Raw genomic sequence first — 25,497 nt, forward strand, 5'->3', positions numbered from 1 at the left:
CCGGCGGGCTTTAGCACAGTTCCGGCGGCTGCGAAGACCCCTGGCGCTCCGAAGGCGCCGGGCTCCGCGAAGACCCCTGGCTCTGCGAAGGGGGCGGGCCCTGCGAAGGCGGCGGGCCGGCTGGCTGCTCCGCCGTAGCCGCGCCGGCAGACGGGCGTGCCAGCGGATGATGCGCCTCGACCAGCCGTTGCAGCCGCTCGGCCAGCACGTGGGTGTAGATCTGCGTGGTGGCGATGTCGGCGTGTCCGAGCAGGCGCTGCAGGCTGCGCAGGTCGGCTCCGTGCGCCAGCATGTGGCTGGCGAACGAGTGCCGCAGCACATGCGGTGACAGCCGCCCGGGGTCCAGGCCGGCCACCAGGGCGGTCTCGCGCAGGATCAGGTCGAAGCCCTGCCTGGTCAGCGGCCGCGCCGGGTCCCTGCCGGCGAACAGGAACCGGCTCGACGCCGGCCGACTCGCCACCAGCTCGGACGCCGCTGACCTCGCCTCCGCGGAGAGCGGGACGATCCGCTCGCGACCACCCTTGCCACGCACCAGCAGCACCTGGCCGTCGCCGGCCAGCGCGTCCCGGCCGAGGTTCAGCATCTCCGAGATCCGCAGGCCGGTCGCGTACAGGATCTCCAGCGCGGCCGCGGCGACCTTCTGGCGCCGCTCCGGCAGGACGCCTCCAGGGCCGCCGGCGGAACCCGTCGCCCGCAGCAAGGCCGCGACCTCGGCCTCGCTCAGGAACTTCGGCAACGACCGACCGGCCCGCGGCGCCTCCAGCCTGGCGGTCGGATCGTCCGGCCGCAGCCCCTCCCGGGCCAGGAACCGATGGAACTGGCGCAGGCACGACAACCGCCGCGCCGCCGTCCGTGCCGACAGGCCGGTGCGCGCGAGGCTTGCCATGTAACCGGCCAGTGTCGCAGCCGAGGCGGCGGCAACGGCCTCCCCGGCTGCATGGGCATAGGACCCGAAATCCGCGAGGTCGGCGGTGTATGCCTTCAGCGTGTTCGGACTGGCACCGCGCTCGGCGGCCAGCATCTCGAGGAACGCCTCCTCATGCCGGTCATCCCGGACGCCCGGCGCGCGCATCGGCTAGGACGGCGGCGCCAGCTTGTCCGTCGCCAGCACCTGATGCACCGGGTGCTGCGGCGGCTTCGGCGGAAACGCGCCGAGCGACAGGAAGCCGACGCCCAGGGCGATGACGCCCACCCCCAGCACGATCCCCAACACACGCCTCATGCAAGCCTCCGTCGTTCCAGCGCTCAATCCCGGCCACGCCTGCCGCCGCCGGATCCGGCGGCGCCATGGCTGGCATGCGGGCTCTATGGTAGCGTCGCCAACATGTCACGCCCGTTCGAGCCGCTGCCTTCGACCGGATCGGCCGTCACAGTCACGGCCGATCGAGCAGGCGCCGGGCCGACGGCGTCCGGCGGCGTTCCCGCACGGTCCCGCGTCGCTGTGCAGAGCGACGTGCCGCCCGCCTCGATCGTGCTGGTCGGGCTGATGGGTGCCGGCAAGACCACCATCGGACGGCGACTGGCGGCCCGCCTCGGCATCGCCTTCCGGGACGCCGACACCGAGATCGAGCGCGCCGCCGGGATCAGCATCGCCGAGCTGTTCTCGCGCTACGGCGAGCCCGAATTCCGTCGCGGCGAGCAGGGCGTGATCCGCCGGCTGCTGGGCGGCCCGCCGATCGTGCTGGCCACCGGCGGCGGCGCCTTCATGGATCCGACGACCCGCGCGGCGATCCGCAGCAGCGCGATCAGCGTCTGGTTGCGTGCGCCGATCGACGTGCTGGTGCGCCGGGTCAGTGGCCGCAGCCATCGCCCGTTGCTGGCCCAGGGCCGACCGCACGACATCCTGTCGGCGCTGATCGAGCAGCGCCATCCCACCTACGCCGAGGCCGACCTGATCGTGGATGTGAACGACGAGGGCGTGGAGCACACCACCGACCTGGTGCATGCCGCACTGACGCAGCACGCGGCGCCGATCCGTGTGCCGGTCAGCCTGTCGCGGGCGCGCTACGACGTGGTGATCGGGCGCGGCCTGGTCGCGCGTGCCGGGGCGCTGCTGGCGCCGGTGCTGCCGCAGAAACGCGCGATCGTGGTCACCGACGAGATCGTGGCAGGACTGCACCTGCCGGCCTTGCTGGCGGGGCTGGCCGAGACCGGCATCGCCACCGAGACCATCATCGTGCCACCGGGCGAGGCGTCGAAAAGCCTGGCCTGGTTCGGCAGCGTCACCGACCGGATGCTGGCGTTGGGGGTCGAGCGGCGGACGGCGGTGATCGCGTTCGGCGGCGGCGTCGTGGGCGATCTCGCGGGCTATGCGGCGGCCTCGGTGATGCGTGGGCTGCCGTTCGTGCAGATCCCGACCACATTGCTGGCGCAGGTCGATTCGAGCGTCGGCGGCAAGACCGGCATCAACACGGCGGCCGGCAAGAACCTGCTCGGGGCCTTCCACCAGCCGGTCGCCGTGCTGGCCGACACCGACATGCTGGCCACCCTGCCGCCACGCGAGCGCCGTGCGGGATATGCCGAGATCCTCAAGGCCGGGCTGATCGGCGATCCCGCACTGTTCGACTGGTGCGAGACGCATGGCGCCGCGGTGCTGGCCGGCGACGCTCCGATCCAGGCGGAGGCGGTGCGTCGGGCGTGCCTGTTCAAGGCGGCGGTGGTCGGCGAGGACGAGCACGAGGAGAAGCCCAGCGACGGCCGCGCCTTGCTCAATCTCGGCCATACCTTCGCCCACGCACTCGAGGCCGAGATGGGGTTCGACGGCAGCCTGCTGCATGGCGAGGCGGTGGGCATCGGGTTGGCACTGGCGTTCCGGCTGTCGGTGCGGCTCGGATTGTGTCCGGCCGCGGACTCCGCGTTGGTCACCGCGCATCTGCAGCGGCTGGGGATGAAGTCGTCGATCGCCGATTGCGGCCGGCCGCTCCCGGTTGCGGCGCTGCTCGCGCACATGCAGCGCGACAAGAAGATGCGGGACGGGATGCTGGCCTTCATCCTGGTGCGCGGCATCGGGCGGGCCTTCACCACCCGCGTCGTGGATCCGCAGGCGGTCGCGGCGTTGCTGCAAGCCGAAGGCTGTATTGTTGACGACCCGCCGCCATGACTAAAGAAACCGTAACCATTTGGCCACAAGGGTCGATCACGGATTCGTGTGTCCTGGGCCCGGTTGTCGCGAAGAAGCCGCTCCGGACCGCGGTCGACCGCCAATCCTGGGCAATCTGTTCTGGTCAAGCAATGAACTGTGGCTTCCGGAACACGGTTATCCGGCCGAATAGCCGGCGACCCGACTGTTCCCCTCTTCAACAGCAACCGGAGGAACTATACCGCACTTACGCATCCCGATGAGCCTGTGTCGCCGATGGTTGGCGGCCGGTCGAACGGATCCTAGAAGGACGAGACAATGCGTCTGCGCACGGCACTACTTGCAACAACCCTCCTGGCGGCGAGCTCCGTCGTCGCGATGGCACAGCCGATCACCGGCCCCTATGTGAGCCTCGGCGCAGGCTACAACCTCCGCCAGAGCCAGGGTGCCCATTACAGCCCCACCTCGGTGGCTGACGGCTCCAACAACAATGTCGGCGGCTCCAAGTCGACCTTCCGCTTCGGCGACGGCTTCAACGGCGAAGGCTCGGCAGGCTTCGGCTTCGGCAACGGCCTGCGCGCCGAGCTCGAGGGCGCCTACTACAACAACAACGTGAACCACCGTCACGGCACCCCGGTCCCGGGCGACACCTCCGGCCACGCCGAGAGCTACGGCGCGCTCGTGAACGTGCTGTATGACATCGACCTGGCGCAGTTCGGCCTTGCCCTGCCTGTCACGCCGTATGTCGGCGTCGGCGCCGGCTACCTGTGGAACCACCTGTCGCCGTACACGACCCAGTACACCAACGGCAACATCGACCGTACCGGTGGCACGAACGGCTCGTTCGCCTACCAGGGCATCGTCGGCGCCGCCTACAACATCGCCCCGGTCCCGGGCCTGGCGCTCACCGCCGAGTACCGCTTCCTCGGCCAGCTCGACCAGGACGCCTACGCCTCGTCGTCCTACACGCCGACCGGCCTGCACAAGGGCAATGCGGACTTCAACGACCAGTTCAACCACAGCTTCATGCTGGGTGTTCGCTACGCCTTCGACACCGCCCCGCCGCCGCCGCCGCCGCCCGCTCCGGTCGTCCCGGCAGCCCCGCCGTCCGAAGCCCGCACCTACCTGGTGTTCTTCGACTGGGATCGCTCGGACCTGACCGCTCGCGCCCGCGAGATCGTCGCCCAGGCGGCGCAGGCTTCGACCCACGTGCAGACCACCCGCATCGAGGTCAACGGCTACACCGACAACTCGTCGATCCACGGCGGCGCACGCGGCGCTCGCTACAACCAGGGCCTCTCGGTCCGTCGTGCGACGAGCGTGAAGGCGGAACTGATCCGCGACGGCGTTCCGGGTTCGGCCATCGACATCCACGGCTACGGCGAGAGCCACCCGCTGGTTGCCACCGGCCCGAACACCCGCGAGCCGCAGAACCGTCGGGTCGAGATCATCCTTCACTGATCTCGTCACTTCGAATCCGTTCGGGAAAGGGGCGCCTCAGGGCGCCCCTTTTTCGTTGGAATTCACTTGTAGGCCGAACGCCATCGGGGATAGCGAGACACCCGTGAGCCAGACCGCGCTGAACCCGTTCGAGACGATCCTGCCGGACGCCGGTCCGCTTCCGGCCGCCGATGCGGCTGCCCTCGATCCCGTCGTCGCCGTCGTCTCCGGACCGGACCGGCTGCTGTCGCTCGCCGTGCAGTTCATGAAGTTCGGCACCGTCGGCGCGTTCGGCTTCCTGTGGGACACCTCGACCGTTTACACGCTGCGCCCGTTCGTCGGCTTCACCGCGGCCACGCTCGCCGCCTATTTCGTCGCCGCCACGATGAACTGGATGCTGAACCGGCTCTGGACCTTCCGCGGCCGGGCGAGCCGCGACGGCCTGCTGCGGCAGTGGCTCAACTTCCTCGGCGCCAACGGCTTCGGCTTCGTGCTGAACCGCAGCGCCGTGTTCGCCCTGGCCTGGTCGAGCCCGTTCTGCTTCGCCCACCCGGTGGTGGCCCTGGCGGCCGGCTCGCTCGCCGGCATGTGCGCCAACTTCACCCTGTCACGCCGATTGGTGTTCCGCTGATGAAGACCGACCATAGCCGGCAGCGCAGCATCGGCGACCACCTGCTGCATCCCGAAACCCTGATGCTGGGCTACGGCTACGATCCGGCCCTCTCCGAGGGCGCGGTGAAGCCGCCGGTGTTCCTGACCTCGACCTTCGTGTTCCGCTCGGCCGAGGAGGGTGCGGCGTATTTCGACGTCGTGGCCGGTCGCAAGCCCGCACCCGAGGGCGGCGCCGGGCTGGTCTATTCCCGCTTCAACCACCCCAACAGCGAGATCGTCGAGAACCGCCTGGCGGTGCAGGAGGGTGCCGAGGCTGCGCTGGTGTTCAGCGCCGGCATGGCCGCGATCGCCACCTGCCTGTTCTCCTACACGCGGCCCGGCGACGTCATCCTGCACAGCCAGCCGCTCTATGGCGGCACCGAGACGCTGCTCACCCGCACCTTCAAGGCCTGGGGCGTGGAGACCGTCGCGTTCCTGAACGGCCTCGACCGGGCCTCGATCGAGGGTGCCGCCGACCGTGCGATGCAGGCCGGCCGGGTCGGCGCGATCATGGTCGAGACGCCGTCCAACCCGCTCAACACCCAGGTCGACCTGGCGCTGGTGGCGGAGGTCCGCGACGCCATCTCCGCGCGGCAGGGCCACCGCCCGGTGCTGCTGTGCGACAACACCATGCTGGGGCCGATCTTCCAGTCGCCGCTGGCGCACGGCGTCGACATCGTCATCTACTCGCTGACCAAGTATGTCGGCGGCCACAGCGACCTGATCGGCGGCGCCGCGGTCGGCTCGCACGACATGCTCAGGCAGGTCCGGCTGCTGCGCGGCGCCATCGGCACCCAGCTCGACCCGCATAGCTGCTGGATGCTCGGCCGCTCGCTCGAGACGTTGTCGCTGCGCATGCGCGAGGCCGCCCGCAACGCCGAGAAGGTCGCGGCCTTCCTCGACAGCCACCCGAAGGTCGAGCGGGTCTTCGCGCTCGGCATGACCCCCGGGGCGGACCAGCCGGATGATCCGGCGGATGCCGTGTATGCCCGCCAGTGCACCGGGCCGGGCTCGACCTTCAGCATCACCATCGCCGGCGGCCAGGCGGAGGCGTTCCGGGTGCTCAACGCACTCGTGATCTTCAAGCTGGCGGTCAGCCTGGGCGGCACCGAATCGCTGGTCAGCCATCCCGCATCGACCACCCACTCCGGGGTGCCCGCGGAAATCCGCCGTGCCGCCGGGGTCAGCGACGGACTGATCCGCCTCAGCATCGGCATCGAGCATCCGGACGACCTCATCGCGGACCTCGCCCAGGCGCTGGCAGTGCTCGACCATCACGCAACGGCCTAGAAACCGCCCTGCGAAAACCTTAAATCCGGACGACATCCAGCACCGGATCGAGGGAGCGTCGTGATGCGGGTAAGGAAGCAGTCGAAATCAGGACCCTGGTCGCTTGGCCTGGCAAGCGCAGGACTTGCCGTCGTCATGGCTGCGGGACCGGCCAAGGCGGCAGGGCCTGAGCAGGTCCAGTTGCCGGCCGCCGAGGCGACCATCCATGTTCGTGCCGTGGCCGCGCAATCCGAGATCACCGCCGGACCGCTGCAGGGGCCACTGGCGGCCTCGATCGCCAGGGACCGCGCCGCCCGATGCAGCTACCCGGTGCATCACGTGGTCCACCGGCGCCGTGTCGCGTATCGGGTCGCTGCCGTCGCGCCGCTGCCACCGCCGCCCGCCCCGCCTGTCCCGCTGGTCGCGGTGCGGCCGGTCTATGTGTATGGACCGCCGGTCATCTACCGGCCCCTCCCGGTGCCGTTCGTGTACCGGCCGTTCTACCGCCCGTACTTCTACCGGCCGTATTCCTACCGGCCGTTCTACTAGGGCAGCCCCTCTTTCGGGCTGGCTCTTCTCCTAGGATCCCCTGGCGGTCGCGCGCGTCGCCGGCAGGTGCTGGATCAGCCACGAGCCGGAGACCGATTGGCGGAGCAGGACGACGGTGCCGGCAATCAGCACCGTCACCAGCCACCACCACATCGTCTCGCGTGCCAGCCAGGTCAGCACCAGGATCTGCTCCCGGATCTGCTGGCTGAGCCAGGTCGCCCTGATGACCCGCCCGTCCCGCCAGGCTTCCGACCATAGCAGGGCGAGCGCCATAATCGCGGTCGCACGGAACAGGCGATGCCGCCCGGACCAGCCGAGGGCGGTCAGTGCCGGCAGCACCAGGATGATGTGGATGACCCGGTAGCCGATATTCTGCGCGGTGAAGAAACACCCCAGCAGAAGCAGGGCACCCACCAGCAGGAAGCTGCGCTCATCTTCGCCCAGATCCCGGATGGCGCCCACGATGCCGGGCCGCATCGAGAGCCGGATGCCGATTGCCAGTGCGGCAAGCGACATCGCTCCCCGGATCAAGCCGACGGTCGCCTGGGACAGGCCGAACACCTCGCCGAGGCCGCCCGCCACGGTGATGGAGCCGAACATGTCGCCGAAATAGGAGCCGGTCGGGATCAGGCGCAGGGCGCGGGTGAGATCGTGCCAGCAGCTCACGACGAACAGCGCCAGGACCGCCGCCGAAGCCAGCGCGATCCGGACCAGGCGCATCGGCCGTTCCCTGACGGCAACCACCATCAGCAGCATCGGGTAGTATTTCAGCAGCCCGGCCAGGAAGGCGGCGGCATAGCCGACCAGCCGGACCGCCGGTGACCGACAGGCGAGTGTCGCGGTCACGGCGGCAAGCACGAACAACACCAGGTCGTTGTTGCCGCGCTCGAGGGCGAACACGACGCCGCTGGAGAGCACCCCAAGCGTGATCAGCGCCACCTCCGCGCGACCACGGCCGGCGGGCAGCAGCCACAGCGACACCAGGAACGCACCATCGAGCGCGAGTCCGATCGGCACCAGCCAGGCGGGCGTCACCGGGAAGATCGCCAGGCCCATCCAGAGCGGCGAGTAGTCATAGACCCGGCCCAGGGCGTCGCATGGGTTGGTCACATAGACGTCAACGCCGCGGCGCAGGCACCGCACGGCGGACAGCACCGTGTCGGTGTCGAAGAACGGGAACCGGAACGGCGCGATCCCCCAGACCTTGATGATGCCGCGATAGAGCCCGGACCATCCGGCGACATAAAGCACCGCCAGCAGCAGGAAACCGGCCATGCAGGCGAGAGCCGGCACGGCGCGTCGTCGGGTCGGGATCAGCATGCCGATGACGGTCTCTCGGGCGGTGGGCATTATTCTAGCGCGGGCGCGATCCGGCCATCAACGCGCGGTCCCGATCCCTGCGCGTGCGGTTGGCATCTTCTGGAGCGGCGCGCGACGCTGTATTGGACCTGCATCATGATTGCCAATCAGCGGATCGCCGTCGTCCTCCCCGCCTACAACGCCGCGCGGACGCTGCGCCAGACCTACGGCGAGATCCCGCACGACGTGGTCGACGACGTCATCCTGACCGACGACGCCAGCACCGACGAGACCGTGCAGGTCGCGGCCGAACTCGGCATCCACACGGTCCGGCATCTCCGCAACAAGGGCTACGGCGGCAACCAGAAGACCTGCTACGCGGAAGCGCTGGCCCGTGGCGCCGACATCGTCATCATGCTGCATCCGGACTACCAGTATGCACCGAAGCTGGTGACCGCGATGGCATCGATGCTGGCCTCGGGCGAATACGACGTGGTGCTGGGGTCGCGCATACTCGGCAAGGGCGCGCTCGCCGGCGGTATGCCGCGCTACAAGTATGTCGCGAATCGCGGACTGACACTGGTGCAGAACATCCTGCTCAACGCCAAGCTGTCGGAATACCACACCGGGTACCGTGCATGGACGAAGCAGGTGCTGACGCGCCTGCCGCTGGACGCCTGTTCGGACGATTTCGTGTTCGACAACCAGATGCTGGCGCAGTCGCTGTATTTCGGCTTCCGCGTCGGCGAAATCTCCTGCCCGACCCGGTATTTCCCGGAAGCCTCCTCGATCAACCTGCAGCGCAGCATCGTATACGGCCTGGGCGTGCTGCGCACCTCCGCCGGCTACCGGCTGCAGCGCCTCGGACTGCGGAAATCCGCCCTCTACAGGCCGGCGGCACCCGCCGTGCCGCACGAGCGGTGAGCCGGTGACGCTGCCGGCCGGCCGCACCTCGTCGGTGTCGCGGCCCGGGCGCCCGCACCGGTTGCTGCTGGCAGCGTCCGCCGCGACGGTGGCCGTGGTTGCGCTGGTCGGCCTGCTCCGGGTTCGCCAGCCACTCGGCGCGTTCGCCTGGTCGCTGCTGGAGTGGGCGCGCGGCAGCGGGGCGGCGGGCTGGACCACGACCGCCCTGGTGCAGATGCTGGTCGCCTGCACCGGGATCCTGCCGGCGTCGGTCACCGGCATCGCCACCGGTGCGATCTATGGCGTGGTGTGGGGCTTCCTGCTGGCATCGATCGGCACGCTTGCCGGTGCGATCATCGCCTTCCTGCTCGCCCGCTCGCTCGGCCGCCCTCTGGTGCTGCGCTGGCTCGGCCGCCGGACGCCCGCGCGCCGGCAATGGATGGCCAGGCTGGACACGGCAATCGCCCGCGACGGCTGGCGCACCGTGTGCCTGCTCCGACTGTCGCCGGTGATGCCGTTCGCTGCGACCAGCTACACGCTCGGACTGACCGGCGTTACCACACGCGACTTCATGCTCGGAACGCTCGCCTCGCTGCCGGCGCTGCTTGGCTACGTGGTTCTGGGGTGCCTCGCCGGGGTGGGGGTGCAGGCGGCGAATTCCGGTGCCGGGATTGCGCGGTGGTCGCTGCTGGGGGTCGGCATCGTGGCGACGCTGGTCCTGACGTTGCGCATCGGCCGGTTGGCCCGCGCCTCCGACGCGGCTCCGGACGAGCCAAGCGAGGTGTCCACCGGCGGCGCTCCATCCGGTGGCGCTACGTCCAGTACAGAACGTGCGCGCGCGGGAGCCGGTGCGCCAATGCCTCGGTGATGACGCCGCGCATCGCCGTCATCTCGGCGCGTGGCAGCACCCACTTGCCGGTGCCGAACTTGGTCACCTTGCGGGTGCGCGCGGCCTCGTCGAGCGGCAGGTCGGTGCCGGGATACCAGCCGACCAGCACCGATTTCGACTTGTCCGTGAAGCGATGGGTGATCAGCTCGACCGTGAGATCGGGCACCGCCACGCCGTCGAGGGCCTCGGCCACGTCCGCCAGCAGCCGGTCGTATTCCCCGCGCCATCCGATCAGCGGCAGGATCGGCGCGATCGTCAATCCGATCGGATAGCCCGCCTCGGCCATCGCACGCAGGGCCGCGAGCCGGCGCGTCATGCGCGGGGCGCCACCCTCGTAGCGCTCGCCGGACCGGGAGTTCAGCGAGAACCGCACCCGGGTGCGGCCATGATGCGGCAGGCCCAGCAACGGCTCGACGGCGTCGAACTTGGTGGTGAATCGCAACTGCACCGGCGTCTCCGCGGGCAGCTGCCAGGTGCCGAAGTGGCTGATGCAGGCGCTCAGGCTGCCGGTCAGGTGCTCGATCCCGAGCGGGTCGGTGTAGCAGGAGCACTCGAAGGTGGTGCCTTCAGCGGCCCGCGCCGGGGAGCGCGAGGTGATCGTGCCCTGCCCCACCAGCGGCGTCAGCTCGGCCAGGATCTCGGGCAGGTTGGCGTAGGCGCGGATGATCGGCGGACCGGTAAGCGATCCGGCCAGGTAGCAGTACTGGCAATGCGCCGGGCAGCCTTCCGCCAGGTCGAAGCGCCAGTCGGCACTGGGCGGGATCGGCTGCGGCCGGCGGCGGCTCGGCGAGGCCACCACCACCGCCATGGTGCTCTTGGCGTCCCGGTAGGTGTCGGGCAGGCCGGCAAGTCGGTCGGCCGGCAGCCTGACGATCTCGGCGCCTGCGGCCGCGGCCCGCTCCACCATTGCCGCACCGTGCGCGAAGCCGAGCGCCGACGGGGTGACCAGCACGCGCTTGGGGATCCAGGGACGATCGACAGCCATTCAGTATCAGATCGGATCGGATCGCACGCGCTCCAAGCGCCATGAGCGATCAACTCTCGGGGCGCGTCCACGCATCGAGCCGGGCCTGCGCATGCCGCGCCGCGTCGCTCGAGGGCGCCTTGGTCAGCACCTGCTCGAGGCAGCGCCGGGCTTCCAGCATGCGTCCGATCCCGTGATTGAGCTCGGCGGCGTCGAGCCAGTTCGCCATGACGTCCGGCGCGATCAGCAGCATCCCCTCGAGCGACCGCAAGGCCGCCTTCAGCTCACCTGCCAACAGGCGCCTTTGCACCAGGTTGCGCTGCAGCCTGAGCAGCACGTCGCGGGTCGCCATCGGGCGGGTCATGCCCGGCGTGAGCGGGATGTCATCGGCGCCGCCCCGTTGCAGCATCGCCAGCAGCTGCACGCTGCCGATCGAAGCACCATTGCCGAACGGGTCGATCAGCATCCGCTTCGGCTGGCGCGTGTGCCGGCTGCGGTCGGTGTCGCCGTCGATCCCCGGCACCCGCCGCGAGTCCACCCGCTCGGGCGCGGCGATCAGCGCCACCATGAAGTGGCCCGGGAAGTCGATGCCGTGCCCCTCCCAGCCGGCGGCCCGGATGCAGTGCAGCCAGAGCACGCCGAGTGCCACCGGCAGGCCGCGGCGCCGCTCGATCACCCGGATCAGGTTGGCGTTGTCGAGGTCGTCGTAATGCTCGACGTCGCCGCGATAGCCGTGATGCGCGTGCAGCAGCCCGGCCAGCGCGCCGATCCGCGCCTCCTGCGAGCGCCCCGACATCACCGCACCGACCGCGGCGGCATCGCGGGCCAGCACCGAGAGATGCTCGGTTGCCTGCTGCCAGTCCGGGCCGGACGCATCCAGCCGGGCGAGTTGCAGCGCTGCCGGGGCGGGATCGATCTCGACGTCCGGCAGCATGCCGATCGCCGCCAGGGCCTCTCCAGGTTCAGCCATGGACATCCCCCATGCTCAGGCGCCGATGCAGAACAACGCCACCACACACACCACGCCGCCGAGCCAGCAGCTCGACCGCACCGCCGGCCGGCCTGCAATGTAGCCGACGCTGTAGCCGATGCGGAACAGGATGAAGAGCCCGGCCAGCACGTCGATCGCGTGCTGCCCGGCATGGGCCAGCTCGGCGACGAAAACCGACGCGGCGAAGGCCGGGAACGCCTCGAAATGGTTGCGCTGGGCCCAGTCGGCGCGCTTCCGCCAGCCCTGCAGCTGCTCCAGCCCGACCCGCGGCTGGGCGTTGTCGACGCCGCCGCCGCCTTTCGCGAGCCCCGCCATGACATAAGGCAGCACGGCGGCCAGCAGGATCATCCAGTAGGCAAGATGCATGGGCGTATTCCTCGGGTGATGCGGGCGCCGCACAGGCGGTCATGCGAGCGCCCTGCGGCGATTATGCGAGCGCCCCATGGGCGACGTGCGAGCGCCCCAAGGGCAACGTGCGAGCGCCCCAAGGGCGACACACTTCCGCAACCACGGTGGCTGGGCTAGTGGAGGGTGTCATATCCAGGATCGTCCCTCGCCCGCCATGGCCTCCAGCAACGACATCCGCGCCACCTTCCTCGACTACTTCGCCCGCCACGACCACCAGGTCGTGCCGAGCAGCCCGTTGGTTCCGCGCAACGACCCCACCCTGCTGTTCACCAATGCCGGCATGGTGCAGTTCAAGAACGTGTTCACCGGCCAGGAAACGCGGCCGTACAACCGTGCGGTGAGCGCGCAGAAGGTCGTGCGGGCGGGCGGCAAGCACAACGACCTGGACAATGTCGGCTACACCGCCCGGCACCACACCTTCTTCGAGATGCTGGGGAATTTCTCCTTCGGCGATTACTTCAAGCCGCTCGCCATCGAGTTCGCCTGGAACCTGGTGACACAGGAGTTCGGCCTGAACCCGGAGCGGCTGCTCGCCACCGTGTATTCCGAGGATGACGAGGCGGCCTCGCTCTGGAAGCGCATCGCCGGGCTGCCGGAGAGCCGCATCATCCGCATCCCGACCGCCGACAACTTCTGGCGCATGGGCGACACCGGTCCGTGCGGGCCCTGCTCGGAGATCTTCTACGACCATGGCGACCACATCCCCGGAGGCCCGCCCGGGTCGCCGGACGAGGATGGCGACAGGTTCATCGAGATCTGGAACCTGGTGTTCATGCAGTATTTCGAGGACCCGCCGGGCACCCGGAACCCGCTGCCGCGGCCTTCGATCGATACCGGGCTGGGGCTCGAGCGGTTCGCCGCGATCATGCAGGGCAAGCACGACAACTACGACACCGACACCCTGCGCGCCCTGATCCTGGCCTCCGCCGAGGCCACCGGGCAGGACCCGGACGGACCGTTCAAGACCAGCCACCGCGTAGTCGCCGACCATCTGCGCTCGTCCTCGTTCCTGATCGCCGACGGCGTGCTGCCGGCCAAGGACGGCCGCGGCTACGTGCTGCGCCGGATCATGCGCCGCGCGATGCGCCACCTGCACATGATGGGCACCACCGAGCCGGTGTTCCACAAGCTGGTCCCTGCCCTGGTGCGGCAGATGGGAGCCGCCTACCCCGAGCTCGGCCAGACCGAGGCGCTGATCCGCGAGACCATGCGGCTCGAGGAGGATCGCTTCAAGGCGCTGCTGGAGCGCGGACTCTCGCTGCTGGCCGATGAAACCGCACGGCTCGGCGAGGGCCAGGCGCTCCCCGGTGACGTGGCGTTCAAGCTGTACGACACCTTCGGCTTCCCGCTCGACCTGACCCAGGATGCGCTGCGGGAGCGTGGCCAAGCGGTCGACCTGCCGGGCTTCGAGGCCGCGATGCAGGTGCAGCGCACCAGGGCCCGCGCGGCCTGGGCGGGCTCCGGTGACGCCGCCACCGAGCAGGTCTGGTTCGAGCTGCGCGAGCGCGTGGGCAACGCGGAATTCCTCGGCTACTCGACCGAGCAGGCCGACGCCGAAATTCTGGCGCTGGTGGCCGACGGCGCCTCGATCACGACGGCGGCGACGGGCCAGGACGTGTTCGTGCTGCTCAACCAGACGCCGTTCTATGCCGAGAGCGGCGGCCAGGTGGGTGATGCGGGCGTCATCGCGGGGTCGGATTTCCGCATCGAGATCACCGACACCCAGAAGAAGCTGGGCGAGCTGTTCGTGCATGTCGGGCGCGTGGTTGCGGGCACCGCGCGGGTCGGCGCGCCGGTCACCGCAATGGTCGACCATGCTCGGCGCAGCGACATCCGTGCGCACCACTCGGCGACTCACCTGCTGCACGCGGCGCTGCGTCGCCGGCTCGGCACCCATGTCAGCCAGAAGGGCAGCCTGAACGCGCCCGACCGGTTGCGCTTCGATGTCGCCCAGCCGCGGCCGATCACACCGGAGGAGCTCGCTCTCGTCGAGACCGAGGTCAACGAGAAGATCCGCGAGAATGCCGAGGTCACGACCCGGCTGATGACGCCGGAACAGGCGGTGGCACAGGGCGCGATGGCGCTGTTCGGCGAGAAGTATGGCGACGAGGTCCGCGTGGTCTCGATGGGCGAGCCGATGGCGGACCCCGATGGAGAGCCCCGCGGCGCCTACTCGATCGAGCTATGCGGCGGCACCCATGTCCGGCGCACCGGCGATATCGGACTGTTCCGGATCACCTCGGAGAGCGGCGTGTCGGCCGGGGTGCGTCGGATCGAGGCGGTCACCGGGCGGAGTGCCGAGCATGCGGCGCTGCTGACCGAGGCGCGGCTGAACCAGCTCGCCGGGCTGCTGCGGGTGCCGCCGGCGGAAGCGGTCGACCGGCTGTCGGTGCTGCTCGAGGAACGACGCGGGCTCGAGCGGCAGATCTCCGAGCTGCAGCGCAAGGTCGCCACCGGTGGCGCCGCGGCCGGATCGGTCGAGCAGCTGGGCGATGTCGCGTTCTCCGGCCGCAACCTCGGCGAGCTGCCACCGCGGGAGCTGAAGGGGTTGGCGGAGGAGATCGGCAGCGGCCTCGGCTCCGGGGTGGTGGCGCTGGTGTCGACCGCGGAAGGCAAGGCCAGCATGGTGGTCTGGGTGTCGCCCGACCTCACCGGACGGCTGGATGCGGTGGCGCTGGTGCGGGCCGGCAGTGCCGCACTCGGCGGCAAGGGCGGCGGTGGCAAGCGGGAGTTGGCCCAGGCCGGCGGGCCGGATGCGGATCGCGCCGATGACGCGCTGACCGCCGTGCGCGCGGCGATCGCACCCGACCTGGCGGCGTAATCGGCGGGCGCCCGACGGAAACCAGGAGGCGCCCGCCCGTTCTCGTGGACTTGGCACCGACCGGACACAATCTTGTACAATCAAATCTCTGACTACGGGCTGATCGGCGACACCCACAGCACCGCGCTGATCGACCGTGACGGCTCGATCGACTGGCTGTGCTGGCCCAGGCACGACAGCCCTGCCCTGTTCCTGCGGCTGCTCGACGACACAAGGGGCGGCTCGTGCCGGATCGAGCTCGACCGCCGCATGGCCCGCTCGCGCCGCTACCTGCCCGATACCAACATCCTGGAAACGCGCTTCGCGTGCGAGACGGGCGTCGGCGTGCTGACCGACCTGATGCCGGTCCATCCGCCCGATACGCTGCCCGAGGAAGGCCCCGACGGCGAGAACGAGAGCCGGCTGATCCGGCTGCTGGTGTGCGAGAGCGGCAGCATTTCCGGCAGCTTCGTGATCCGCCCGACCTTCGATTACGCCCGGATCTATTGCAGCGCCGCGATCGACGGCGACAGCGTGCTGTTCGAGGCCGGCCCCGACCGGTTGCGCGCCGGCGGCTCGCTCACGCCCGAGATCGACGGACGCCAGGCGCGGATGGCGTTCCGGCTGCAGGCCGGCGAGCGCGCGATCCTGGTGCTGACACACGGGCATGACGAGCGTCCGCCGCTTGCCAAGGTCGATCACGCGCTCGAACGGCTGGAGCAGACGCGGCGCTACTGGGAACAGTGGAGCGCTCGCTGCACCTACCAGGGCCCCTATCGCGACGCCGTCGTGCGCAGCGCGCTGTGCCTCAAGCTGCTGACATACTCGCCGACCGGCGCGATCGTTGCGGCGCCGACGACGTCGCTTCCCGAGGCGGTCCCGGGCAACCGGAACTTCGATTACCGCTTCACCTGGCTGCGCGATGCGAGCTTCACCGTGTCGTCGTTCGCGCGGCTCGGATACACGCGCGAAGCTGCGGAGTTCCTGCGTTTCCTGCGCGATGCGGAGCCGAACCGCGGGCGCACCCTGAAACTGATGTACAGCATCGACGGCGAGATGCCTGAGGAGACGACGCTCGATCATCTCGAAGGCTGGCGGGGCGTCGGCCCGGTGCGGATCGGCAATGCGGCGTCGGGCCAGACCCAGAGCGACATCTACGGCGAGTTGCTGGCGGCGCTGCACGACTTCCTGAATGCGGTCGATTTCGACCCGCCGCAGAAGGTCAACGACCATCTGCCGGAGGTGCTGCCGAACCTGGTCGACGCGGCATTGGCGCTCCGGAACAGGCCCGACCAGGGCATCTGGGAAATGCGCGACGGCAAGCAGGTGGTTCTGCACAGCCAGGCGATGATCTGGGTGGCGGTCAGTTGCGCCGCGGCGATGGCGCGACGCATCGGCACGTTCGATGCGGCGATGATCGCGGCGTGGGAGCGCACCGCCGAGGAGCTCAAGGCAGAGTTTCTCGAGCGTGGCTGGAACGATCAGCGCCAGGCCTACACCATGGGGTATGGCAAGCACGCGCTGGATGCGTCGGTGCTGCGGCTGGTGGTGTTCGGGGCGATCGATCCGCACGATCCGCGGCTGCACAGCACGATGGCGGCGATCGAGCGCGAGCTGGGCGACGGCGACCTCCTGTATCGCTATCGCACCGAGGACGGGCTGGAGGGCGACGAGGCGACCTTTACCGCCTGCGCGTTCTGGCGGGTCGGCGTGCTGGCGCTGGGCGGACGCACCCGCGATGCCACCGACCTGTTCGAAAGACTGCTCGGCCGCGGCAACGATCTCGGTCTGTATGCGGAGGAAATCGACGCTGCAACGGGCGAACAGCGCGGCAATTTCCCCCAGGCCTTTACCCACATGGCGGTGATCAACAACGCGCTGCGGCTGCAGGGCACGATCGCGGATTTCGGGTTGCCTGACGCAGCGTGACAACGCCAGTTTGCCGTTCGTGATTATGAGATCCGCGCCTTGGCTTTGCAGCCGTCGGTTTCACCGACCGCAGTTCGGGAAGCGCGGCTCGTGTGTCATCCGTTCGGGATACGGACGCTTCTGATGCCTGCCGTCGTTCCTGTGATGTCAGCGTGCATCGGGAGCGAAACTGGCCAGGCCCGCCGTCGCGGTTGCCTCAACTGCAACCATTCCGCTCCGGGTCCGGTTCATCGGCCGGGAGGTGCTCGATGCGCATGAACCTGGGGAGTGGCATGATGGCACTGGGACTCCTGGCAGCACCCGCGGTCGCGCAGTCGCCGCACCGTCTGGTGATTGTGGTCGGCCATGCGAACGATCCGCGGGTTTCGGAGCAGCATGCCGGGCTCGAGCATGACGCGGCCGCACTGCGCGAGCGGGACGTTGTCATCCAGGATGTCACGCCCGAAGCGGCCCGGCGCGACCGGCCGGACCTGGGCACCGACCCTGACTCGAGTTTCGAGGTGCTGCTCGTCGGCAAGGATGGTCAGGTCAAACTGCGTCGCGATACGCCGGTCGCCGCGCGCGAGATCACCGCGCTGATCGACACGATGCCGATGCGCCGGGCCGAGATGCGGCGATAGAAGCGGGCGCGACCGCCGCCTCGTCAATCGCGCCGAGTGGCGGTCATCATGGTGACACCGGCATGAACGGTGTCCCGCCGGGCGCTTTCCGATTTCACGAAATATCGAAGCGAGACCTTTAGGCGGCGTAATCGAGCCCGATATCCAGCACCGACACCGAGTGCGTGAGCCAGCCGATCGAGATCAGGTCGACACCGGTCGCCGCCAGCGCCGGCGCGGTCTCCGGTGTCACCCGGCCGGACGCCTCGGTGATCGCGCGGCCGCCGACCATCTGCACCGCGCGGCGCAGCATGTCCGGGCCCATGTTGTCGAGCAGCACGGCGTCCATGCCGACCGACAGCGCCTCCTCGAGCTGGCCCAAGGTGTCGACCTCGACTTCGATCTTGACCAGGTGGCCGACCGCGGCTCGAGCACGCTCGATGGCGATGCGCACGCCACCGGCGATGGCGATGTGGTTGTCCTTGATCAGCACGGCATCATCGAGGCCGAAGCGGTGGTTCATCCCGCCACCGACGCGCACGGCGTATTTCTGGAGAGCGCGCAGGCCCGGGATGGTCTTGCGCGTGCAGCAGATGCGGGCCTTGGTGCCCTCGACGGCACGCACCACGCGGTTGGTCGCCGATGCGATGCCGCTCAGGTGCGACAGGTAGTTCAGCGCCACCCGCTCGCCGATCAGCACGCCGCGTGCCGGGCCCTCGATGCTGGCGATGCGGTCGCCGGGTTTGATCGCGGAGCCGTCCGGGCGGTCGATGGTCAACACCAGCCGCGGCTCGACCAGCGCGAATGCGAGCCGGGCAAGATCGAGGCCGGCGACGACACCGGGCTCGCGCGCCTGCAGGACGCAGCGGGTGTGCAGGCTCTCGGGAACGATGGCGTCGGTGGTGATGTCGCCGGCGCGGCCAAGATCCTCGAGCAGCGCCGCGCGCACCAGCGGCTCCAGCATCACGTCGGGGAGCGGGCTCACGAGGCGATCCTCTGTCGACCGGCGAGCCCGTCCGCCACCGACAGCGCCTCCGCCAGCGTGATGCTGCGGCGAACCGCGACCGGTGCCGTCGCCGGATAGTCGGTGCGGGAGTGGCCGCCGCGGCTCTCCCGACGCTCCAGCGCCGAGACGCAGACCATCAGGCCGACCAGCGCCGCATCGCTCTCGCCGGCCATCGGCGCCAGCTGGACGATCGCGTGTTCGAGCCCGGCCTCGTTGCGCAGCACGCCGGCGCCACGGCTCATGATCTCGCGCACCATCTGCAGACGGTCGCCCCGATCCGTGGCAGCCGGAGAGCCGGCCACGGTGTCCGCCGGCGTCGTCACGGGGTCAGCCGCAGCCTCGGCGGCGATCGTCCGGGCGACGGTGATGGCGCAGGCCGCCGCTTCCAGCAGCGAGTTGCTGGCCAGCCGGTTGGCGCCGTGCAACCCGGTGCAGGCGACCTCTCCCGCCGCATACAGGCCGGGGATGTCGCTGCGGCCGCACGCGTCCACCAGGATGCCGCCCATGTGGTAATGCGCCGCCGGACGCACCGGGATCGGCATGGACACGGGATCGACGCCCCGCGCCCGGCACAGCGCGGTGATGCCTGGGAACCGTGCGGGGAAGCGCTCGCCCAGGCAGGCGCGCGCATCGAGGAACACCTGGTGGCCCTCCGACAGATGCTTCCAGACGGCACGCGACACCACGTCGCGCGGCGCCAGCTCGTTCTGCATGAAGCGCTGTCCGGTCTCGTCGACCAGGGTCGCACCCTCGCCGCGCACCGCCTCGCTGACCAGCGGCATCGGCAGGTCGCCGACGCTCGCTCCCGTCGCCAACGCCGTCGGATGGAACTGCACGAATTCCAGGTCGCCCAGCCTGGCACCCGCTCGCGCGGCCGCGGCAAGGCCGGTGCCGGTGGAGCCCAGCGGGTTGGTGGTGTCGCGGAACAGGCCGCCGGCGCCGCCGGTCGCGAGCACGACCTGGCTGGCGGACAGCGTCGTCTGCTCGCCGTCACGCTCGAACACCACGCCGCTGATGCGGCCATTTGCGACCACCAGGCGGCGGAACAGCGCGCCGCTCAGGACGGTGATCGACGGCGTCGCCCGCACCGCCTCGACCAAGGCGCGAACGATCTCGGCACCCGTCGAGTCGCCCTGTGCATGCACGATGCGCCGGCGCGAATGTGCCGCCTCCAGGCCGAGTGCGAACGTCCCCTCGGGTGTGCGGTCGAAGCGGACGCCGTACGCCGCGAGCGTCTCGATCACCTTCGGGCCGGCGGCGGTGATCGCTTCCGCCACCACCGGATCGCACAGGCCGGCGCCGGCCAGGAGCGTGTCCTCGAGTTGCAGCGCAGGACTGTCGTCGGCGCCGATCGCGGCCGCGATGCCGCCCTGCGCCCAGCCGCTGGAAGCCTCGGCGCCGAGCGGGGCGCGGGTCAGCAGCACGCAGGGGCGCGGCGCCAGCTCGAGTGCGGTCAGCAGCCCGGCCAGGCCGGAGCCGACAATGATCGTGGTCATGCTACGAGGATCCTCGTTCATGGTTGGGATGCAAGCACCCGCTCGAACGCCTAAAGAGCGAGCATCCGCTCGACCGCCTGCCGTGCCCGGACCGCCAGATGCGCCTCGATGGTGACCTCGGTGGTCAGCGTCTCCAGGCTGTGGCGCAGCGCCGGCAGGGTGATCCGCTTCATGTGCGGGCACAGGTTGCAGGGCCGGATAAAATCGACGGTCGGGTGCTGCACGGCCAGGTTGTCGCTCATCGAGCACTCGGTGATCAGCACCACCCGCGCCGCCTGGCCGCTGGCGACAAAGTCCGACATGCCCGCGGTGGAGCCGGAGAAATCCGCCTCGGCGACCACGTCGGGCGGGCATTCCGGATGCGCCAGCACCACCACGCCCGGATGCTCGGCGCGCAGCCGGCGGATCTCGGCGGCGGTGAAGCGCTCATGCACTTCGCAATGGCCGGCCCAGGTGATCATGCGGATCCCGGTCTCGCGGGCGATGTTCTGCGCCAGGTACTCGTCCGGGATCATGATGACGCTGTCGGCACCCTCGCGGGCAAGCTGCTCGACGATGCGCTTGGCGTTTCCCGACGTGCAGCAGATGTCGCTCTCGGCCTTCACGGCTGCGGACGTGTTGACGTAGGTGACCACCGGCACGCCCGGGTAGCGCTGGCGCAGCAGCCGGACGTCGGCGGCGGTGATGCTGTCGGCGAGCGAGCAGCCGGCGCGCATGTCCGGTTGCAGCACCCGCTTGGTCGGGTTCAGCAGCTTCGCGGTTTCGGCCATGAAGTGCACGCCGGCCATCACGATGATGTCAGCCTCGACATTCTGCGCCTCGCGGGCCAGTGCCAGGCTGTCGCCGACGATGTCGGCGACGCAGTGGAAGATCTCCGGCGTCTGGTAGTTGTGTGCCAGGATGACCGCGTTGCGGGTGCGCTTGAGCTCGAGGATCGCCTCGATGTCGTCGGCGAACAGCGACCACTCGGCCGGCGGCACGACCCGCCGCACCCGGTCATAGAGCGGTGCGAGGCGGGGTGGTGCGACGTCAGTCAGGACATCCAGCATCGGGACAGGATCCTTAATGCTCACTCAGAGCATAACCAGGGCCGAAAAATAGACGCCAACGTGGCGCCTCCGTATATGCTGGGTATGAGCATAAGATCGTCAAGAGGGCGGCCGGATAATTCGGTGCCGCTGCCTCCCCCGATCGCATTGGAGAACTCCGACGATGCACACCCGACCGGTCCTGGATGCCGCCGACGTTCGCGTGATGATGCTGGCTGCGCGCACCGAGGCGGAGCGGATCGACCTGGAGGTGAGCATCGCGGTGGTGGACGAGGCGGGCGTGCTCCTGGCGCTGGAGCGGCTCGACGGAGCGCGTCTGCATACGCCCGAAGCTGCCTGGTTGAAGGCACGCACCGCCAGCATCACACGCAGTGCGACGGCCACGTTGCAGGAGCAGGCAGACGCGCATCCGGCGATGCTGGCGTTCCCGGGACGGCTGCCGCTCGCGGGTGGAATGCCGCTGGTGCACGAGGGTGTCGTCGTGGGCGGCGTCGGATCTTCGGGTGGCTCGCCCGAGCAGGATCTGGCGGTGTGTCGAGCGGTGCTGGAGGGGTTCGCGGCGCTGCAGGAGCGCCGGGGGGACCAACCTGATCGGGCGAGAGAGCGTGTTCTGTAGGTCCTGCTCGCCGGCAAGTGTCGACTGGCAAACGGAAGACGCTGTCGATGACAGCGGAAATTCGGCCGCCGCCCGGAACCTGGGCGCTACCGCGCGGGCCCTTCTCGACGCAACATGCTCCGACTGTAGAACACCGCCCCAAGGAGACCGAACAGAACGGAAACTCCAAGGATCACCAGCCAGGCCGTGTTGTCGCTGACCAATGACCAGCTGGTTGCTGCACACACGAGAGCAACTGCAGGACCCGTTCCCAGGGCCGGAACCAGTGTCCAGGATATTCGCGGCGTGTAATTCACGAGCTCGACGCCCCACCAGCCGAATGGCAACAGGAGCATCCAGTAGAACGGGTTCTCGCGATGGTTTGCCTGTGAGCTTGGCAGCAGCAACTCGATCAGCCCCACCATGGTCACGCCGCACGCGCCGATAGCAAACAGCGCTGCAAGCCCGGATGCTTTGTCTCGACGAAGGCGTTGCCAGTAGATCGGATCCCGCATGGCAGCCGTCAGCGACCCGAACCCAATGATCCGGCTTCAGACGTCATCCAGACGACCACGTCCTTGAGCACGCCCTTGACACCGCTCCCGATCATGCCGATTGCGCCTCCCGTGGCGTCCGATAGGCGCTGTCGGAGCAGTCGATCGATCATCACAGCCGAAGCGCGCTTGCCGCCTTGCAGCTCCAGGGCCGATTGGTCGAAACTATTTTCAAAGCCGCTTGTTTGCCGACGGCTGTCGACGGTTCCGATGAGCGTCCCTCGGATCGCGGATGATGTCGAGGTGCATTAAAATGGACGACCTGGCTCCGCCGTGGATTGCGCTTCCCGGCCTGACCACCGCCGCATCTACCAATCAGGGTCTGGCAGAGACCTATATCGTTCTGACCTGGCTACCGTTTTGGCGGCTGCTGACACCCGTCGGAAAAGCCGGCTACCTCGACCGCTGGTCAGCCTCGCCGGAATGGCGTGAGGCGATCGCGCTCCGCTACGACCATGAGGCTTTCGACGCAGACGCGGACGCGCGCGAGGCACGGGAATGGGCCATCGCTCAGCGACAAGCGGCGCCCACCGGAAAGAGTTCATCGTGGGATCGGTTGAAGAGGATTGGCCAGCCTCCGCGACGATAAGGCCTCCCGCGCCGACGTCTCATCGGCGCGGGGGTATGCGTGCTACAGGTGGCCGCGCACCAGTTCGTCGGCCAGCGCGTCGTCCTTGTACACGACCCGCAGCGCCGCCAGGATCGCGGCACTATCCACCGCGACTGCGCGGTTCTGGCGGCCGTCATAGACAAAGTCGCCGCCCAGCGAATGGATGTTGCCGTCGAAGATCAGCCCGACCGCATGTCCACGAGAGTCGATCACCGGGCTGCCGGAATTGCCGCCGATGATGTCGTTGGTGGAGGCGAAATCGAACTTCGTGGAGAGGTCGAGATGCGGCTTGGCGTCGATCCAGGCCTGCGCCAGCTTGAACGGATCGCTGCCGGTCGCACGGTCATACAGGCCGGCAAAGGTGGTGAAGGCGGGAACCTGCTTGCCGTTCTCGTCCCAGCCCTTGACCACACCGAACGAAAGACGCTGCGTGAAGGTCGCATCCGGATAGGTGTTGGCGCCGTCACGCGCAAACCGCGCCTTGGCGATCGCCTCGCTGGTCTGGCGCTGCACGGACTCGATGTTGTTGTCCCACTCGTCACGCAGCGCACGCGCGGTCGGCTCGATGCTGCGGGCGAGCACGATCATCGGATCGGTCGACGCATCGATCGCCGCCTGGCCACCGTTCCACAGCGCCATGCGCGCCGCCGGATCGGCAAGCCTGGTGCCTGACACGAGCGCTTTCGCACGCTCGTCCGGGCTGTCCTTGCCCAGCGCCAGTCGCACGGTCGCATCGTCGGCACCCAGTGCCTGACGCAGCCTGGTCAGCGAGAACGCCATCAGCGTCTCGTCGAGATCGGCATGCACCGGGGCGGTCGATTGCAGCGACGCCTGGAGTGCCGGCAGGTTGGCGTCGTGATAGGCGGAAAGTCGTTGCGCGTCCGGCTTGGCGCGCTCGGCCGCCGCGCGCACCAGGGTTTTCGCATACCCGAACAGGTCGCCCATGAAGCCGAACGGCTGCCGTGAGCCCTCGAGCATCGCGTAACGCACATACTGCGCGCGTTCCTTGACGATCGACCCCTCGAGCGTCGTCCAGGGATCGCCATAGGCCGCCTTCCGGGTCGGATCCGCATCGATCCAGGCCTTGAGGTCGTCCTCGCTCTTCAGCTTGGCGGCCATCATCGCCGGATCGGCCAGCGTCTGCAGCCAGCCGGTATACACCTTCAGGCTGTTCTCGACACCGAACAGCAGGTCCTGCGCATCCTGGGTTTGCGCTGCACCCTGGCGGCCATACTCCCAGAGCAGGCCATCGAGCGTCGAGAGATAGCCGTACACGATCGGCAGCTCGAGGTCGCGGGTCAGCTGCAATTGCGCCACCGGCTCCTCGCGCGAGGTCGAGCCCGGGTTGCCGGAGGTGAAGACCAGCTCACCGTCTTTCGGGCCAGTCGGGTCGAACGGGAAATAGGTCACCTTCGCCGGGTGGCCGTTCTCGTACGCGCGCAGGAACGTCATGTCGAGGTCGTAGCGCGGGAAATTGAAATTGTCCGGATCGCCGCCGAAGAAGGCTGCGTTCTGGTCCGGCGCCATCACCAGGCGAACATCCTGGTAGCGCTTGTAGCGATACAGCGCCGTGCGGCCGCCGTGATAGAGCGTCACGACATCGCAGCGCCAGTCGGTCGGATCGCCGGCGACGCAGCCCTTCTGGATATTCGCCTCCGCCGCCTTCTGCGCGCTGCTGTACGCCGCACCCTGCTGGCCGGCGAGCGCCTTGGCCATGGTCGCGGTGACGTCGCTGATGGTGTCGAGCCGGTCCAGCTCCATCGCCGGGCATTTCGGCTCGGTGGTCTGGGCGCCCGCCTTGTAGCCGTCCTGGAACCAGTTCTGGCCCTTCGGCGACAGCTCGGCCAGGCACTCGTTGGCGCAATGGTGGTTGGTCATGACCAGGCCGTCCGCAGACACGAACGACGCCGAACAGCCGAGCGTCAGCCGCGCCGAGGCCTGGGTGACGCGGGTGATCCACTCCGCCGACGGGGTGAAGCCGTAGCGCTGCTGCAGCTGCTTCACCGGCAGGTTGTCCATCGTCCACATGCCCTCGTCGGCGCGTGCCGCGGTTGCCAGAAAACCGGGAGCCAGGACGATGGGGGCCAGGACGCTGGCGGCCAGCACGATGGCGGTGCTTGCGCGAAGCTGCCGCAACCGGCCGGCGCCGGGATGCCGCACGCGGCGTGAACGATCTGTCATGGGCGGTTTGGGTCCTGGCGTTGGCGCAGAGGCGGGGCGGTGGCGAGAAGCAGGGGTGGCCGGGATTCCACCGGCCTGCGGGCTCGGGCGAACCTTCTGCCGCTCGACGCGGCTCCCGATACGACGGGGCCAGATCGGCTCGCCGTCGCATGGACGGCCCCCAACGCTGGCCTCATCGTGCATGGGATCGACGGCACCGACAACCCGCTGGCGCCCGGCCGGCACCCCTCGACCGG

Annotated in this window: 23 protein-coding genes; 12 read left to right on the plus strand and 11 right to left on the minus strand. The window is 69.1% G+C overall.

Annotated elements, in window-relative coordinates; all coding sequences use genetic code 11:
• Positions 1-10 precede the first annotated feature (10 nt).
• Together ACOEQ2_RS02605 and ACOEQ2_RS02610 are read right to left on the minus strand one after the other, a co-directional pair.
• The gene (locus ACOEQ2_RS02605) at positions 11-1,072 is read right to left on the minus strand and encodes a tyrosine recombinase (RefSeq protein WP_419729831.1); all 1,062 of its coding nucleotides are present in this window, start codon (positions 1,070-1,072) and stop codon (positions 11-13) included.
• Between the two features lie 3 nt (positions 1,073-1,075).
• Complete coding sequence (locus ACOEQ2_RS02610; protein WP_419729832.1) at positions 1,076-1,222, minus strand: hypothetical protein; 147 nt, start codon at positions 1,220-1,222, stop codon at positions 1,076-1,078.
• A 264-nt stretch (positions 1,223-1,486) separates the two neighbouring features.
• Here ACOEQ2_RS02610 and aroB point away from each other — a divergent pair, with 264 nt between their 5' ends.
• The 5 genes from aroB to ACOEQ2_RS02635 all read left to right on the plus strand — a co-directional run bounded on the left by aroB (position 1,487) and on the right by ACOEQ2_RS02635 (position 6,988).
• Positions 1,487-3,100, plus strand: coding sequence for a 3-dehydroquinate synthase (gene aroB / locus ACOEQ2_RS02615; protein ID WP_419731119.1), 1,614 nt, complete (start codon positions 1,487-1,489; stop codon positions 3,098-3,100).
• Positions 3,101-3,397: 297 nt separating this feature from the next.
• Entirely contained in the window at positions 3,398-4,540 is a 1,143-nt protein-coding gene (locus ACOEQ2_RS02620; protein ID WP_419729833.1) for an OmpA family protein, read from the plus strand.
• Between the two features lie 103 nt (positions 4,541-4,643).
• The gene (locus ACOEQ2_RS02625) at positions 4,644-5,150 is read left to right on the plus strand and encodes a GtrA family protein (protein WP_419729834.1); all 507 of its coding nucleotides are present in this window, start codon (positions 4,644-4,646) and stop codon (positions 5,148-5,150) included.
• On the plus strand, positions 5,150-6,460 hold the full coding sequence (locus ACOEQ2_RS02630) for a cystathionine gamma-synthase family protein (protein ID WP_419729835.1): 1,311 nt from the start codon (positions 5,150-5,152) through the stop codon (positions 6,458-6,460). Before ACOEQ2_RS02625 ends, ACOEQ2_RS02630 begins: the two co-directional genes overlap by 1 nt.
• Before the next feature lie 135 nt (positions 6,461-6,595).
• On the plus strand, positions 6,596-6,988 hold the full coding sequence (locus tag ACOEQ2_RS02635; protein ID WP_419729836.1) for a hypothetical protein: 393 nt from the start codon (positions 6,596-6,598) through the stop codon (positions 6,986-6,988).
• A 30-nt stretch (positions 6,989-7,018) separates the two neighbouring features.
• Here ACOEQ2_RS02635 and ACOEQ2_RS02640 read toward each other — a convergent pair whose 3' ends face one another.
• Positions 7,019-8,338, minus strand: a complete 1,320-nt coding sequence (locus ACOEQ2_RS02640; RefSeq protein ID WP_419729837.1) for a hypothetical protein — start codon at positions 8,336-8,338, stop codon at positions 7,019-7,021.
• 105 nt (positions 8,339-8,443) lie between these two features.
• Between ACOEQ2_RS02640 and ACOEQ2_RS02645 the strand changes: the two genes are divergently transcribed.
• Positions 8,444-9,211: a glycosyltransferase family 2 protein gene (locus tag ACOEQ2_RS02645; protein WP_419729838.1), complete on the plus strand. Its 768-nt coding sequence runs from the start codon at positions 8,444-8,446 to the stop codon at positions 9,209-9,211.
• A 4-nt stretch (positions 9,212-9,215) separates the two neighbouring features.
• Complete coding sequence (locus tag ACOEQ2_RS02650; RefSeq protein WP_419729839.1) at positions 9,216-10,058, plus strand: TVP38/TMEM64 family protein; 843 nt, start codon at positions 9,216-9,218, stop codon at positions 10,056-10,058.
• Here ACOEQ2_RS02650 and ACOEQ2_RS02655 read toward each other — a convergent pair.
• Genes ACOEQ2_RS02655 through ACOEQ2_RS02665 form a run of 3 tightly spaced genes read right to left on the minus strand, consistent with a single transcriptional unit; the run spans position 10,003 to position 12,400 of the window.
• Positions 10,003-11,064, minus strand: coding sequence for a radical SAM protein (locus tag ACOEQ2_RS02655; RefSeq protein WP_419729840.1), 1,062 nt, complete (start codon positions 11,062-11,064; stop codon positions 10,003-10,005). The two genes, ACOEQ2_RS02650 and ACOEQ2_RS02655, sit on opposite strands and share 56 nt — an antisense overlap.
• 49 nt (positions 11,065-11,113) lie before the next feature.
• Positions 11,114-12,013 carry a transglutaminase family protein gene (locus ACOEQ2_RS02660; RefSeq protein ID WP_419729841.1) on the minus strand — a complete coding sequence of 300 codons (900 nt, stop codon included), beginning with the start codon at positions 12,011-12,013 and terminating at the stop codon, positions 11,114-11,116.
• A 15-nt stretch (positions 12,014-12,028) separates the two neighbouring features.
• Positions 12,029-12,400 carry an MAPEG family protein gene (locus tag ACOEQ2_RS02665; protein WP_419729842.1) on the minus strand — a complete coding sequence of 124 codons (372 nt, stop codon included), beginning with the start codon at positions 12,398-12,400 and terminating at the stop codon, positions 12,029-12,031.
• A 196-nt stretch (positions 12,401-12,596) separates the two neighbouring features.
• Here ACOEQ2_RS02665 and alaS point away from each other — a divergent pair, with 196 nt between their 5' ends.
• The 3 genes from alaS to ACOEQ2_RS02680 all read left to right on the plus strand — a co-directional run bounded on the left by alaS (position 12,597) and on the right by ACOEQ2_RS02680 (position 17,791).
• Positions 12,597-15,263: an alanine--tRNA ligase gene (gene alaS / locus ACOEQ2_RS02670; RefSeq protein WP_419729843.1), complete on the plus strand. Its 2,667-nt coding sequence runs from the start codon at positions 12,597-12,599 to the stop codon at positions 15,261-15,263.
• 72 nt (positions 15,264-15,335) lie between these two features.
• Entirely contained in the window at positions 15,336-17,171 is a 1,836-nt protein-coding gene (locus ACOEQ2_RS02675) for a glycoside hydrolase family 15 protein (protein ID WP_419729844.1), read from the plus strand.
• A 248-nt stretch (positions 17,172-17,419) separates the two neighbouring features.
• The gene (locus ACOEQ2_RS02680; protein ID WP_419729845.1) at positions 17,420-17,791 is read left to right on the plus strand and encodes a DUF4174 domain-containing protein; all 372 of its coding nucleotides are present in this window, start codon (positions 17,420-17,422) and stop codon (positions 17,789-17,791) included.
• 118 nt (positions 17,792-17,909) lie between these two features.
• Here the strand turns inward: ACOEQ2_RS02680 and nadC are convergent, their stop codons facing one another.
• The 3 genes from nadC to nadA are packed head-to-tail and all read right to left on the minus strand — an operon-like array spanning position 17,910 to position 21,321.
• Complete coding sequence (nadC, locus tag ACOEQ2_RS02685; RefSeq protein WP_419729846.1) at positions 17,910-18,755, minus strand: carboxylating nicotinate-nucleotide diphosphorylase; 846 nt, start codon at positions 18,753-18,755, stop codon at positions 17,910-17,912.
• On the minus strand, positions 18,752-20,272 hold the full coding sequence (locus tag ACOEQ2_RS02690) for an L-aspartate oxidase (protein ID WP_419729847.1): 1,521 nt from the start codon (positions 20,270-20,272) through the stop codon (positions 18,752-18,754). The genes nadC and ACOEQ2_RS02690 overlap by 4 nt, the downstream gene beginning before the upstream one ends.
• Positions 20,273-20,322: 50 nt before the next feature.
• Complete coding sequence (nadA, locus tag ACOEQ2_RS02695) at positions 20,323-21,321, minus strand: quinolinate synthase NadA (protein ID WP_419729848.1); 999 nt, start codon at positions 21,319-21,321, stop codon at positions 20,323-20,325.
• Positions 21,322-21,484: 163 nt separating this feature from the next.
• On the opposite strand from nadA, the gene ACOEQ2_RS02700 reads away from it, so the two are divergent.
• Positions 21,485-21,937: a GlcG/HbpS family heme-binding protein gene (locus ACOEQ2_RS02700; RefSeq protein WP_419729849.1), complete on the plus strand. Its 453-nt coding sequence runs from the start codon at positions 21,485-21,487 to the stop codon at positions 21,935-21,937.
• Between the two features lie 86 nt (positions 21,938-22,023).
• Here ACOEQ2_RS02700 and ACOEQ2_RS02705 read toward each other — a convergent pair whose 3' ends face one another.
• Positions 22,024-22,431 (minus strand): hypothetical protein, encoded by a 408-nt coding sequence (locus ACOEQ2_RS02705; RefSeq protein ID WP_419729850.1) that lies wholly within the window; start codon positions 22,429-22,431, stop codon positions 22,024-22,026.
• Positions 22,432-22,723: 292 nt separating this feature from the next.
• Between ACOEQ2_RS02705 and ACOEQ2_RS02710 the strand changes: the two genes are divergently transcribed.
• The gene (locus ACOEQ2_RS02710; protein WP_419729851.1) at positions 22,724-23,059 is read left to right on the plus strand and encodes a hypothetical protein; all 336 of its coding nucleotides are present in this window, start codon (positions 22,724-22,726) and stop codon (positions 23,057-23,059) included.
• Positions 23,060-23,101: 42 nt separating this feature from the next.
• On the opposite strand, the gene ACOEQ2_RS02715 is transcribed toward ACOEQ2_RS02710, so the two are convergent.
• Positions 23,102-25,261, minus strand: a complete 2,160-nt coding sequence (locus tag ACOEQ2_RS02715) for a S46 family peptidase (RefSeq protein WP_419729852.1) — start codon at positions 25,259-25,261, stop codon at positions 23,102-23,104.
• Between the last annotated feature and the right edge of the window lie 236 nt (positions 25,262-25,497).

The sequence above is a fragment of the Lichenicola sp. genome (assembly GCF_965198575.1).
Lineage (GTDB): Bacteria > Pseudomonadota > Alphaproteobacteria > Acetobacterales > Acetobacteraceae > Lichenicola.